At 71.2% G+C, this 12,359-nt stretch carries 12 protein-coding genes; 5 read left to right on the top strand and 7 right to left on the bottom strand.

Features of this window, described 5'->3' with window-relative positions; genetic code table 11:
• Nucleotides 1-9 precede the first annotated feature (9 nt).
• Nucleotides 10-735, bottom strand: coding sequence for a response regulator transcription factor (locus M2157_RS19505; RefSeq protein WP_266560579.1), 726 nt, complete (start codon nucleotides 733-735; stop codon nucleotides 10-12).
• Nucleotides 732-2,024, bottom strand: a complete 1,293-nt coding sequence (locus tag M2157_RS19510) for an ATP-binding protein (protein ID WP_280863038.1) — start codon at nucleotides 2,022-2,024, stop codon at nucleotides 732-734. The genes M2157_RS19505 and M2157_RS19510 overlap by 4 nt, the downstream gene beginning before the upstream one ends.
• 179 nt (nucleotides 2,025-2,203) lie before the next feature.
• On the opposite strand from M2157_RS19510, the gene M2157_RS19515 reads away from it, so the two are divergent.
• Both M2157_RS19515 and M2157_RS19520 read left to right on the top strand, forming a co-directional pair.
• On the top strand, nucleotides 2,204-3,682 hold the full coding sequence (locus M2157_RS19515) for a PspC domain-containing protein (RefSeq protein WP_280863039.1): 1,479 nt from the start codon (nucleotides 2,204-2,206) through the stop codon (nucleotides 3,680-3,682).
• Nucleotides 3,669-3,926 carry a hypothetical protein gene (locus tag M2157_RS19520; RefSeq protein ID WP_280865834.1) on the top strand — a complete coding sequence of 86 codons (258 nt, stop codon included), beginning with the start codon at nucleotides 3,669-3,671 and terminating at the stop codon, nucleotides 3,924-3,926. The genes M2157_RS19515 and M2157_RS19520 overlap by 14 nt, the downstream gene beginning before the upstream one ends.
• Before the next feature lie 99 nt (nucleotides 3,927-4,025).
• Here M2157_RS19520 and M2157_RS19525 read toward each other — a convergent pair whose 3' ends face one another.
• Both M2157_RS19525 and M2157_RS19530 read right to left on the bottom strand, forming a co-directional pair.
• Nucleotides 4,026-4,556, bottom strand: coding sequence for a DoxX family protein (locus M2157_RS19525; RefSeq protein WP_280863041.1), 531 nt, complete (start codon nucleotides 4,554-4,556; stop codon nucleotides 4,026-4,028).
• 132 nt (nucleotides 4,557-4,688) lie between these two features.
• A complete protein-coding gene (locus M2157_RS19530; protein ID WP_280865835.1) occupies nucleotides 4,689-5,978 on the bottom strand; it encodes a hypothetical protein in 1,290 nt (429 codons plus the stop codon).
• Nucleotides 5,979-6,196: 218 nt separating this feature from the next.
• Between M2157_RS19530 and M2157_RS19535 the strand changes: the two genes are divergently transcribed.
• Nucleotides 6,197-7,096: a DUF4429 domain-containing protein gene (locus M2157_RS19535; RefSeq protein WP_280863043.1), complete on the top strand. Its 900-nt coding sequence runs from the start codon at nucleotides 6,197-6,199 to the stop codon at nucleotides 7,094-7,096.
• Here M2157_RS19535 and M2157_RS19540 read toward each other — a convergent pair.
• Nucleotides 7,093-7,899, bottom strand: a complete 807-nt coding sequence (locus M2157_RS19540) for a class II aldolase/adducin family protein (RefSeq protein ID WP_280863044.1) — start codon at nucleotides 7,897-7,899, stop codon at nucleotides 7,093-7,095. The genes M2157_RS19535 and M2157_RS19540 overlap by 4 nt on opposite strands.
• Before the next feature lie 140 nt (nucleotides 7,900-8,039).
• On the opposite strand from M2157_RS19540, the gene M2157_RS19545 reads away from it, so the two are divergent.
• Nucleotides 8,040-8,507, top strand: a complete 468-nt coding sequence (locus M2157_RS19545; protein ID WP_280865836.1) for a pyridoxamine 5'-phosphate oxidase family protein — start codon at nucleotides 8,040-8,042, stop codon at nucleotides 8,505-8,507.
• Nucleotides 8,508-8,510: 3 nt separating this feature from the next.
• Here M2157_RS19545 and guaA read toward each other — a convergent pair whose 3' ends face one another.
• The gene (gene guaA / locus M2157_RS19550; RefSeq protein ID WP_266521258.1) at nucleotides 8,511-10,088 is read right to left on the bottom strand and encodes a glutamine-hydrolyzing GMP synthase; all 1,578 of its coding nucleotides are present in this window, start codon (nucleotides 10,086-10,088) and stop codon (nucleotides 8,511-8,513) included.
• Between the two features lie 315 nt (nucleotides 10,089-10,403).
• Here guaA and M2157_RS19555 point away from each other — a divergent pair, with 315 nt between their 5' ends.
• Nucleotides 10,404-10,658, top strand: a complete 255-nt coding sequence (locus M2157_RS19555) for a chorismate mutase (RefSeq protein WP_280865837.1) — start codon at nucleotides 10,404-10,406, stop codon at nucleotides 10,656-10,658.
• Nucleotides 10,659-11,234: 576 nt separating this feature from the next.
• On the opposite strand, the gene M2157_RS19560 is transcribed toward M2157_RS19555, so the two are convergent.
• Nucleotides 11,235-12,341, bottom strand: coding sequence for a hypothetical protein (locus tag M2157_RS19560; RefSeq protein WP_280863047.1), 1,107 nt, complete (start codon nucleotides 12,339-12,341; stop codon nucleotides 11,235-11,237).
• Nucleotides 12,342-12,359: the final 18 nt, after the last annotated feature.

Consider the following 12,359-nt stretch of genomic DNA (forward strand, 5'->3'; position numbering starts at 1 on the left):
GGGCAGACGTCAGACCAGCCGCCGTGCCGTCGCCCACCGGGTCAGCTCGTGACGGTTGGACAACTGCAGCTTGCGCAGCACCGCCGAGACATGGGACTCGACCGTCTTCACCGAGATGAACAGCTGCTTGGCGATCTCCTTGTAGGCGTAACCGCGCGCGATGAGCCTCAGGACCTCCCGCTCGCGCTGGGTGAGGCGGTCCATGTCCTCGTCGACCGGCGGGGCGTCGGTGGAGGCGAAGGCGTCCAGGACGAACCCGGCCAGGCGCGGCGAGAAGACGGCGTCGCCCTCCTGGACGCGGAAGACGGAGTCGACGAGGTCCGTGCCGGTGATCGTCTTCGTCACATAGCCGCGCGCACCGCCCCGGATCACTCCGATCACGTCCTCGGCCGCGTCCGAGACGGACAGGGCGAGGAAGCGGACGGGCTGTTCGGCGTCGGCCATCAACGGGGCGCAGCGACGCAGCACTTCGACCCCGCCGCCGCCCGGGAGGTGGACGTCCAGGAGGACGACCTCGGGGCGGGTCGCGGTGATGACGGTGACTGCCTGGTCGACGTCCGCGGCCTCGCCGACCACCTCGACGCCGGTCTCCTCGGTCCGGCCGATCTCGGCCTGGACGCCCGTTCGGAACATGCGGTGGTCGTCGACGAGGACCACGCGCACGTGCCGCTCGCCCGCGACGCCGGCCGGCGTCGGCTCTGCGGGGTCCGTGTTCGCCCCGGTGGGGTCGCTCATGACGTCTTCTCCGCCCTCTCCATCTCCAGCTCGACCTCCGTGCCGCCGCCCGGCACCGCACGCAGCCGGGCCGTGCCGCCATGGCGCTCCATGCGGCCGATGATCGATTCTCTGACACCCATCCGGTCGGCGGGTATCGAGTCGAGGTCGAAGCCGGGGCCCCGGTCCCGGACGGACACGAAGACCGTCCGGCCCTCGACTTCGGCGTAGACCTGTACGGCGCCGCCCTCGCCACCGTACTTGGCGGCGTTGACCATCGCCTCGCGCGCGGCCTGCATCTGCGCGCCGGTTCTCTCGTCGAGCGGGCAGTCACCGACGACCACGACCTCGATGGGGACGCCGTGCTTGTCCTCGACCTCGGCGGCATTGCGCCGCACGGCGTCGGCGAGGTCGGTGGGTTCGTCGGCCTCGTCCTTGCCGGTGCCCTCGGGTTTGTACAGCCAGGTGCGCAGGTCGCGCTCCTGGGCGCGGGCGAGGCGGCGCACCTCGTTCGCGTTCTCCGCGTTGCGCTGGATCAGGGTCAGGGTGTGCAGCACCGAGTCGTGCACGTGGGCCGCGACCTCCGCGCGCTCCTGGGCGCGGATGCGCATCAGGCGCTCCTCGGAGAGGTCCTGGGTCATGCGGACGAGATACGGCCCCGCGAGGAGTGTTATCCCGACGAGGACGGCGAGGGCCGCCTGCAGGACGGAGCCGAGGTGGGCGGCGGAGCCCTGCAGGACGAAGACCCCGGAGACACCGGCGGTGACGAGGAGGACACCGCCCGCGGCACGCAGCAGCGTCAGGGTGCGGCGGCGGCGGCCGACCTCCATCCAGCGGGCCCGGCGGGCGTTGTCCGCCTGGCGCCAGACGAGGGCCACCCCCGCGCCGACGAGGACGACCGGCCAGAGGTAGGCCTTGGCGCCATTGCCCACGTTGACGTTGCCGACGAAGACCATGGCCACCACGACCATGAGGAGCAGGGCCACGATCTGGCCCTTGTCGGGGCGGCGGGCGACGAGTCTGCGGCGGCCGTCCGGCGAGGTCTCGGTGGACACCAGGGACGGGGGCCGCTGGCCGCCGACGCCGCCCACGCCGAGCGGCACGAAGAACCAGAACGCGGCATACAGCAGCGCACCCAGCCCGTCCGCCATGAACAGGCCCACGAAGACGAGCCGCACCCAGATCACGGGCAGCCCGAGATGCCCGGCGAGCCCCCGCGCCACACCACCCAGCCAGCGTCCGTCACTGCTGCGGTAGAGCTTGCGCGGCGGCCGCGGTTCGACGAGTGGCGCTGTGGCGGCTTCCGGCATGCCATCGATGGTCACACGGCCGGGGTGCGGGGGCATCAGGGTTGGCCCCCGAGACTCCCCTGATCTTCGATCGGCGTGCCGCCCGAACGCTTCCCTCCCCCCTTCTCGGGGCCGATATCAGGGTCCGGCCAGGGTCGTTCCGACTCCCGCCACGCCCCCGCGACCGTCACCATGGACACATGACAGATCACCAGCACGCCGCGGGCGCCGGATCCGGCGGAGGTCCGGACCCGGGCACCGGCCCCGGCGCGGGCATGCGGAAGGAAGAAGAAGGAGGCACACCGGCGGGCAGGCACACCGAGACCCTCGGGGGCCGGACACCGGCAGACGCCCCCGCCCCGCCCACCACCGCCCAGGACACGGCCCCCGCCGAGGACGCGCCCTCCGCCCCCCTCCGCTTCCGGCGGGACCGACGGCACAAGTTGCTCGCCGGGGTGTGTGCCGGGCTCGGGCGGCAGTGCGACATGGATCCGGTGATCTTCCGGATCACGCTCGCCGTGCTGTCGGCGACCGGCGGCATCGGCCTCATCTTCTACGGCTTCGCCTGGCTCCTCGTCCCCTATGACGACGAGGACGAGAACGAGGTGCGCAAGCTGCTCACCGGCCGGGTGGACGGCCAGGCCCTGACCGGCGTGCTGTTCGCCCTGGTCGGCTGCGGGGTGTTCCTCACCATGCTGAGCAACACCGGCGTGCTGACCTTCGCCGTGGTCCTCTCCCTGCTGCTCGCGGGCGCCGGGTACTGGTCGCGCAACCGCGGCACCCCCGACCCCGACCCGCTCTCCGCACAGGCCGTCGCCGACGCTCCGCCGGAGGCCCAGGCCCCGCCGGTGCCCGCCGGCTACCCGTCCTGGTGGCGCGACCCCATCGTCAAGGACGGCACACACGTCGGCGGCACGGGCTATCTGTGGGGGCCGGGGGACTCCCGGGACCGCGACATCGCGGCGGCCGTCAACATCGGCCTGGGCGCCTCCTGGAGCCGACGCGAGGACGTCCGCGCGGCCCACACCCGCGGGCCGAAGCCGCGCGGTCCCCGCTGGATCGGCGGCTGGGTCTTCCTCCTCGCCCTGCTGGCGGGCGGCCTCGGCACCGGAGCGACCTGGGAGAACCACGCCCTGGGCACCAGCCTGCAGACCGGTCTGTCCTGCGCGCTGATCGTCCTGGGCCTGGGCATAGCGATCAGTTCGTTCCTGGGCCGCACAGGAGCGGGCTCGATCTTCCTGGGAATCGTCACGGCCGGCCTGCTGGCCACCGCGGCCGCTCTCCCGAAGGACATCACCACCCACTGGGTCCGCACGAACTGGACACCGGCAGCCGTGCAGGACATCCGCCCGGAGTACGAACTCGGCACCGGCGTGGGCACCCTGGACCTGTCCCACCTCGATTTCACGAAGGGCCGGACAGTGACGACCCAGGCCGACGTAGGAGTGGGCCGGCTGGTGGTGATCGTGCCGGCCGACGTGACCGTGCAGGCGGTCATCGACGTGGGCGTGGGCGACATTCAATTGCCGGGCGACGACCAGGAGGACGTGGACGTGGCACCGGGCAAGCGCAAGGAGGTCACCCTGACACCGGTCTCGGGCGCCAAGAACAGCGCCACCCTCGACCTCGATCTGCGGGTCGGCATCGGCCAGGCGGAGGTGAGCCGTGCTGCGTCATGAGTTCCGGCCGGGAAAGCTGGTCGCCGGGTTCTTCCTGACCATCGCGGGCATCACCTACGCCGGTGACGCGGGCGACGCCTGGGACACTCCGTGGTTCGCGGTGATCCCCATGGTCGTGGGCGGCCTGTGCCTGGCAGGCGTGGTGGGCCTGCTGACCCGCGCCGTCCGCAACCGACGCGACAGCCGCCGTACGAGCACGCCACCGGAGGTCGACCAGACGCCCCAGCCGCCCGTACCCCACTGATCACGAGCAGGACGGCTGGTCAGGACGCCTCCCCGGTACGGAGACGACCCGCACCGGGCCACCGACCCTCCCCGCCACCGGTGGCTCCGCCGACCGGAGCTACCGGTAACTTCCCGCCCGCTGCCGTCGTCGGGCGCGCAAGGCGGCGTCCACGGAGAACACGGAGGCGCCCGCGAGGACGAGGGGCAGCCAGGCCATCAGGTAGGCGAGGTCGTTGCCGTAGTAGTAGGGGTCGGAGGCCCAGCTCACGGTCAGCCACAGGCTGAGCGAGATCAGCGCGCCGCCCAGAGCGGCCAGGCGGGCGAGGATGCCGAGCAGGGTGCCGATACCGACGGCGAGCTCGCCGAAGGCGATGGCATAGCCGAAGCCGACGGGGTTCTTCAGGGACAGGTCGACCAGTGCGGGGATGGCCGAGGAGTCCCGGACGCTGCGCATCATGTCGCCGACGGAGCCCGAGCCGGAGCTCTTCATGAAGGCACTGTCGGTCAGCTTGTCCAGGCCCGCGTAGATGAAGGTGACACCGAGGAAAATGCGCAGTGGCACCAGGGCGTACTGGCTGATGCTGTCCCGCCAGGACCGTTCTTCGCCGTAGTAGGGGGCGTGCGTGTCCGTACGAAAACTGTGAGTCATCGCTCCGAGCCGCCTCTCACCAGCATGCCGAGACCCCTCACCAGACGATACGCACGAAGGGGCCCCGGTGCTCAATGCGATGTCGAGTTTGTGCGCGCAGTTCTCACCTCGGACGACGCGAACCCTCGCCGCTCAGTCCGTCACATCGATCGCGTACCGGTTCGTCTCCGCCCCCGCGGCCGTCACCACCTGCACCTCCACCCGCCCCGGCTCCACATCCGCCGGCACCGGCACGGTGAGCACCTCGTCCGTGGGGTTGCTGAAGCCCCCGGCCACCGGCACCAGCGGCACATGCACGTTCACCGGCCCGATCCGTACCACCATCCGGGACAGCCGATCCGCCCGCTGCGCCCCCGGCGGCACGAACCCGGCGCCGCGGATCTCGATGTCGTCGCCGGTACGGATCGGCCCGTCCAGATCTCCGGCCTCACGCGAGCGCACCACGGACAGGATCACCGGCCGCCCGCCCTCCGCGTACTTCCCCGCCACATAGGTGGCCGCGGACACCAGCACCACCACCGCCAGCCCCCACGGCAGATCCGGCAACTGATCCGGCCGCCGGGCCAGCCGTACACCCGCGAACAGCAGAGCGACCGCGCCGATCACGACGTACTGGATGTCGGCGAAGGTCCCCCGCCCGGAGTCGTCCGTCAGCAGGTCGGCGGCGCGGGGACGATCCGCCCGCACCTTCTGCAACCGCTGCCCGAGCACCCGCAGCCCGACCACCCGCCGCACCAGCACGGCGATCCCGCAGACCACGGCCAGCACGGTCACGACGCCCGCGCCGCGGGCCAGTTCGAGCCCGGAGAGCAGCGCGTCCCGCTCACGACCGTCGGAGGCCGCGGCCAGCCGGCCCACCAGCAGCAGCACCGCGTAGGCGACGAACAGCGTCCACGCCACCGCGACGGCCCGCGAGGTGGACAGCCGGTTGTCCTCACCGATGACCGGCGCGAGCACCCCGCCCCGCGCCCGGTGGAACCAGGACGCCGCGGTCAGCGACCCCGCCACCACGAGCGCCGCGACCAGCCCGGCCGTGCGCGCCGCGGTCCACCCCGCCCCGATGGCCGTCAGCGCCTGGACGAGGAGCAGCACCACGACGGAGGCCCACACCGCATACGCGGTCCGCCGCCACAGCCGCGCGAGCCAGGCGGCACCCTCCGCCCGCCCCCGCTCGGCCACGGCCTCCGCGGACTGCGTCAGTTCCTCCGAGACCCACTGCCGGGAGGCCGACGCGGAGTGCGCCACGGCCGCGGGCAGCCCCTGCCCGGCCGCGAACCCGTCCCTCATCAGGAGGAATTCGGCCACCGCGCGCCGATGCCCGGCCCGTGCCCCGTGCGGACAGTCCCCGCAGGTGCAGCCGCCTTCGTGCGCACCCCGGGGCTCGCCCCCGTCCGCGCCCTGTCTCGCTTCCTGCACCGCCACGCCCGACGCCTGCCTTCCCACGACCCTCGTGACCCTCTGACCCCACATGACCTCGCGGCCGGACCGACCGCACGATCCACAAACCCTCACGAAGAACCCCGGACAACTCCCCGGCGACAGCGAATTGTGCCCTACGGCACACCGTCCCCGTCCGGCAGGTCTGGTCAGCGCGGGTGAAGCGGGGCCCGCCGTGTTGACCCTGCTGCGAGAATTTCCGTATGGCCGAGATCATCCAGCGTGACGGGACCTGGGCCTTCGACGGCACAACGGTCAGAATCACGCCGGGACTCCACCGCTCCGTGCCGCTGTTCCGGCAGACGTACGGCGAGGTCGCCGTGCCCCTGGAGGCCATTTCGGGCGTGGCGTTCGAACCGGAACGCAAGCGCGGCCGGTTGCGGATGCGGCTGCGCGAGGGCGCGGATCCGCTGCTGCACGCGACCGGCGGACGCCTGCCGGACCCGGCGGATCCCTATCGGCTGATCGTGGACGTCGACCGCGCCGGGGTCGCCGAGTACGTGGCCGAGGAGATCCGCCGCGCCCTCCTCCTCGACCAGATCCCCAAGGAGCCGACGAAGACGTATCTGCTGCCCGGCCCACCGGTCCCGGTCTCGGTGCGGTCCTCCGACGGCACGGTCTCCTTCGACGGCACCCAGGTCCGCATCGACTGGGCCGACACCTCCGACCGCGTCAAGCGCGCGACCGGCCCGCGGATCATCGACGTCGGGGACCTCGTCCAGGTCGAGTGGCTGCCCAACTCCGGTTACGAGGACGGTTTCATGCGGTTCGTGACCCGCGAGACGTCCTTCTCGAAACTGCCGCCGGAGAAGGACCCCTACGCCCTCGACCTGTGGGGCAGCACCCGCCGCGATCTGCTCACCGCCCTCGTCGCGACGGCGGTCACGGCCCGGCTGCCGCACCCGTCCACCCGCGGCGACCTCGCGTACGACGACGAAGGCGCCCACCGTCCCCGGCTCGCCGCGGCCGCCGTTCCCCCGCAGGCCGACCATCACGACGTACTCCTGCGCAGACTGCGGGAGTTGGGTGAGCTGCACCGGGACGGGGTGCTCACGGACGAGGAGTTCGCGATGACGAAGGCCGCCGTGCTGCGAGGCTTCTAGCTCAGCAGGTCCGGCTCGCTGCGACTGATGTCCTGCCACGTCGGCTGATAGTTGATCCACGCCACCAGATCTCCGCCCAGTTGCTCCCGGGTCGCCACCGCCGCCCGGTGGTCGATGAGCACCGGCCGTCCCGCCGCCCGGGCCAGCAGCTGCACCTGGCTGGACCGTTCCATCGACAGGAACCACCAGGCCGCCGCGTCCACCGAGTCCCCGACGGTCAGCAGCCCGTGGTTGCGCAGCACCAGCGCCTTCCGGGACCCGAGCGCGGCGGCGATCCGGCGGCCCTCGTCGGCGTCGACGGCGACCCCGGTGTAGGCCTCGTACAGCGCGTGGTCCTCGTAGAAGGCGCAGCTCTCCTGGGTGAGGGGGTCCAGGAGCTCACCGAGCGTGGACAGCGCCCGCCCGTGCACGGAGTGGCAGTGGGCGACGGCGACGACGTCGGGGCGGGCGGCGTGCACCTGGGAGTGCACGGTGAAGGCCGCCTGGTTGACGTGGTAGCGGCCGTCGAGCACCTGCCCGTCGGAGTTGGCGAGCACGAGGTCGCTCACGGTGACGTGCTTGAACGGCATGCCGAAGGGGTTGACCCAGAAGCAGTCGGTGAACTCCGGGTCGCGTGCGGTGATGTGCCCGGAGACGCCGTCCTCGAAGCCGAGCCGGCCGAAGATCCGCAGCGCGCCGGCGAGCCGCTCTTTGCGGTGCCGGCGTTCCTCCTCGAGGGAGTCGTGCATCGGCGGCATCGCGAACTGCAGCTTCTCGGTGGGCAGCGGCATCGGCGGAGTGGGCCCGAGGGGCGTCTCGTGCATGTGCTCCTCCAGCACTGGGTTGCTTTACGGGGCGGAAGTTACCGTCGGTCAGCGCAAGAGAACAGGGGTGGTTTGTAAAGATGGCGCACACAGCTGATACCTGACAGCAGATGTCGGGTATCGACGGAACACTGACCGGTATGAACTGGGCTGCTTTCACTTCCGCGGAACCCGATCTGGCCGAGACCGTCGAAGAACGCTTCGGTGCGTTCACCCACCATGTCCTCGCCACCCTCCGCAAGGACGGCTCCCCCCGCACCACCGGGCTGGAGGTCCGCTTCCTGCACGGCGAACTCTGGCTCGGCATGATGCCGGACTCGCTGAAGGCGCGGGACCTGCACCGCGACCCCCGCTTCTGTCTCCAGGCGAACCCCGGCAAGGGCCAGAGCATGGGCGGCGGTGATGTCCGGATCAGCGGTCACGCGAGAGAGGTCACCGACCCCGGGACCAAGGCCGCATACGGCGAAGAGGTGAAACCGCCGGAGCCGTTCCACCTCTTCCGCACCGAGCTGACGGAGGTCGTGCGGACCTACGTCGAGGACGAGAAGTACCTGGTCCTCCAGGTCTGGAAGCCCGGTCAGCCCTTGCGCACGATCAAGCGCACCTAGGGCTTACTCCCACTCGATCGTCCCCGGCGGCTTCGACGTCACGTCGAGCACCACACGGTTGACGTCGGCCACCTCGTTGGTGATCCGCGTCGAGATCTTCGCGAGGACGTCGTACGGCAGCCTCGACCAGTCGGCGGTCATGGCGTCCTCGCTCGACACCGGGCGAAGGACGATCGGGTGGCCGTAGGTCCGGCCGTCGCCCTGGACGCCGACGGAGCGGACGTCGGCGAGCAGGACCACCGGGCACTGCCAGATGTCGCGGTCGAGGCCGGCCGCGGTCAGCTCCTCGCGGGCGATGGCGTCGGCGTCGCGCAGCAGGTCCAGGCGCTCCTTGGTGACCTCGCCGACGATCCGGATGCCGAGGCCGGGACCCGGGAACGGCTGGCGCTGGACGATCTCGTCCGGGAGCCCGAGCTCCTGGCCGACCATCCGCACCTCGTCCTTGAACAGCTTGCGCAGCGGCTCGACGAGCTGGAACTCGAGGTCCTCGGGGAGGCCGCCCACGTTGTGGTGGGACTTGATGTTGGCGGTGCCGGTGCCGCCACCGGACTCGACCACGTCCGGGTAGAGCGTGCCCTGGACCAGGAAGGCGACCTCGGGACCCGCGTCCGCGATGATCTCGGCCTGGGCCTGCTCGAAGACCCGGATGAACTCCCGGCCGATGATCTTCCGCTTCTCCTCGGGGTCGGAGACCCCCTTGAGCGCGGTCAGGAAGCGCTCCTCCGCGTCGACGACGACCAGCTTCACGCCGGTCGCGGCCACGAAGTCCTTCTCGACCTGCTCGGTCTCGCCCTTGCGCATCAGACCGTGGTCGACGTACACACAGGTCAGCTGGTCGCCGATGGCGCGCGCGACCAGGGCCGCGGCCACCGCGGAGTCCACACCGCCGGACAGACCGCAGATCGCGCGCTTGTCGCCGACCTGCTCGCGGATCGCGGCGACCTGCTCCTCGATGACGTTGCCGGTGGTCCAGTCCGGCTTGAGGCCCGCGCCCCGGTACAGGAAGTGCTCGAGGACCTGCTGGCCGTGCGTGGAGTGCATGACCTCGGGGTGGTACTGGACGCCGTAGAGCTTCTTCTCGTCGTTCTCGAAGGCGGCGACCGGGACGACGTCCGTGGACGCGGTCACGGTGAAGCCCTCGGGGGCGGCGGAGCAGGCGTCGCCGTGGGACATCCACACCGACTGCTCGTCCGGGGTGCCCTCGAAGAGGGTCGAGCCGGACTTCGAGACGTGCAGCGGCGTACGGCCGTACTCGCGCGCGCCGGTGTTGTCGACGGTGCCGCCGAGGGTGGTGGCCATCAGCTGGAAGCCGTAGCACATGCCGAAGACCGGGACGCCGGCCTCGAACAGCTCGCGGTCCAGGCGCGGGGCGCCCTGCGCGTACACCGACGAGGGACCGCCGGAGAGGATGATCGCCGCCGGGTTCTTGGCGAGCATCTCCGCGACCGGCATGGTGCTCGGCACGATCTCGCTGTAGACCCGGGCCTCGCGGACACGACGGGCGATGAGCTGGGCGTACTGCGCACCGAAGTCGACGACCAGGACGGTGTCGGGGGCGGCGGCGGGGTTCGCTGATGACACGGGTTGCCTTCCGGCGGTGAGCGAGGTGTGTGTGGGGCCGAGTCTACCGGGAGCCGGGGGCCCGGACCGGGGCCGAGCTCCGTCTCAGGATGCGAACCGGGTTGGACGCTCCCGAAGGGCCCGGCATACTGCTCCCATGCTCACGCAGACGACCTTCCTGTTTACCTATGGCACCCGGCCCGCCGGCTGCCATGGTCGTGCTGCTTGAGCAACTGACAAGCGACTTCCCAGGCGCCCCGGGCCGACAAGGTCCGGGGCGCCTGGTGTTTTCCGGACCTTGCCGCTCCGGGGCACCCACCCCACCCAGGAGCCCACGTGACCACCACACCGGAAGCGACCATCGCGGACGCCCGTGAGCGCGTCGACGCCCTCGACGACCGGATCATCGGTCTGATCCAGGAACGGATGGCCGTCTCGTCCGTCGTCCAGCAGACCCGTATCGCCTCCGGCGGCCGACGGGTCCACCTCGCCCGCGAGATGGAGATCCTCGGCCGCTACCGCGAGGCGCTCGGCAAGCCGGGGACCTCCCTCGCCATGACGCTGCTCGAACTGTGCAGGGGTCGCATCTGAGTTCGGGTCCGGTCTCACCCGTACGGCGCGTGACCGAGCCCCGGGGCGCTTCGTTGGTGGTGGTGTCCGTGCCAGCCAGGGGCGGGCCCGCCAGAACCACGCGTGGCTCGCTGGAGCGATGAGACGTACGGATCTTGCCGTGCGTCGTGGGACCTCGCTCCAGGAAGTGACCGGACGGCAGGGGACAGCAGCCCGGTCACCCAAGAGAACGGCCGGCTCCGGGGACGCCCGGGGCCGACCGGCGGGACAAGTACCGGCACAAGGCTGGGCCAAACGGTTGCGGAGGCCGCGTCCATCCAGCACGATGCCTAGAAAGCCCCCAAGTCCCTCCGCAGACAACTGCATTCGCATTGCGTCCACGTACTGCCAGAGGTCCAGACCATTCGCGCGCCCCTTGTGCGCCGGGGCGCCGACCGGGAGCACGGCAGGCGGCAGGGACGCAGCGCACAACAGCATCGTGAGCAAGCGGCGCAACCCCCCGGCGCCGCTCCCAGGCACCGGCGCAGCCCTGACGTCGGTGCTGACGAAAGAAGGGCCCCACGGATCCGTCCCGTGGGGCCCTTCGCCTGCGTGGACTCAGACTCGGGACACCGTTCCGCAGCTTTCGTCACGGTTCGGGCCGAGGGGTTGGCTGCGGTCGTACGGGTCCTTCGTCGGTCCCGAGGGGGCAGGCCCGGTCGGCTCGGACGACGCGAAGTCCGGGTGCAGGAAGCCGTCGTAGACCTCGCAGGCGGAGTTGTTGATGTCCTGGTCCCATTTCACGACCGTGAGCTTGCCCGGGGTCACCTGATACCTGGCCGGGTCGGAGATCTCGACGTCGAGGACACGGCGGATGATCGTGCGGGTGACCTCCGTGGAACCGTTGGTCTGGACGACCGGGTAGACGAAGGTGTAGTCGGCGTGCACGGCGACCGAAGCGTGGTCACCGGCCTTGAACGTCATCCGGCCGCGCGTCTTCACGACGTCGCCGACCAGCCGGACCTCCTTGGGGTCGAAGCGGCTGAACATCCACAGCGGGTCGTGTTTCCGGTCCGGCTTGCCCAGGGCGGTCTCCATGAGCCCACGGACCTCCTTCTGCACCGGGTCCAGGACGTCGAGCGCCGCCTTCGGGTGTTCGCCGCGCAGGGTGCCCGGGTCGAGGTTGGACTCGACCAGGAGCTTCCTGGTCAGCTCCAGTGCCTGCTCGGTCGTCGCCTTGGACCGGCCGCCGACGGCCTTCGCCTCCGGTACGGCGATCCCCGCGGCACCGTCGGCCCAGCGCTTGGCGGGCGAGCCGGCGAACGGGTCGTCCAGGGTGGGGATCGCGGAGGCCTCCGCGGAGGGCGCGGCGGTGGGCGCCGCCGTCTCCTCGGGCAGCGGGGAGGACGCGGCCTCAAAGGAGGTTCCCCGGCCGAAGGGGTCGCCCGGCACCAGCGAGGGCTTCACCGCCACGACGGCCACCACGACCGCGACGGCGACACCGAGGACGCCCCACAGGCCGCGCCGGCTCTTCTTCTGCTGCCCGGCAGGTCCGGTCCGCCAGCCTTCCGGCAGTTCGCCGCGCGCTTCCTGTCGCCGCAGTCGCTCCGTCACCTCACGGGCCCGCGCGGACGGTTCCTTGGGGGCGGAGTCTCGGATGTCCCGCTCTGAGTCACGGGCGAACCGTTCCCAGACGTCGTCGGGGATCTTGGGGTCTTCTGACACGTGGGTCAGTTCTAGAGC

The organism is Streptomyces sp. SAI-127, assembly GCF_029894425.1.
Taxonomy (GTDB): Bacteria; Actinomycetota; Actinomycetes; order Streptomycetales; family Streptomycetaceae; genus Streptomyces.

Excerpts from the sequence above, each read along its gene's own strand:
- M2157_RS19510 (WP_280863038.1), bottom strand. The coding sequence starts at position 2,024 with ATGCCGGAAGCCGCCACAGCGCCACTCGTCGAACCGCGGCCGCCGCGC.
- M2157_RS19515 (WP_280863039.1), top strand. The coding sequence starts at position 2,204 with ATGACAGATCACCAGCACGCCGCGGGCGCCGGATCCGGCGGAGGTCCG.
- M2157_RS19505 (WP_266560579.1), bottom strand. The coding sequence starts at position 735 with ATGAGCGACCCCACCGGGGCGAACACGGACCCCGCAGAGCCGACGCCG.
- M2157_RS19545 (WP_280865836.1), top strand. The coding sequence starts at position 8,040 with ATGAACTGGGCTGCTTTCACTTCCGCGGAACCCGATCTGGCCGAGACC.
- M2157_RS19540 (WP_280863044.1), bottom strand. The coding sequence starts at position 7,899 with ATGCACGAGACGCCCCTCGGGCCCACTCCGCCGATGCCGCTGCCCACC.
- M2157_RS19525 (WP_280863041.1), bottom strand. The coding sequence starts at position 4,556 with ATGACTCACAGTTTTCGTACGGACACGCACGCCCCCTACTACGGCGAA.
- M2157_RS19535 (WP_280863043.1), top strand. The coding sequence starts at position 6,197 with ATGGCCGAGATCATCCAGCGTGACGGGACCTGGGCCTTCGACGGCACA.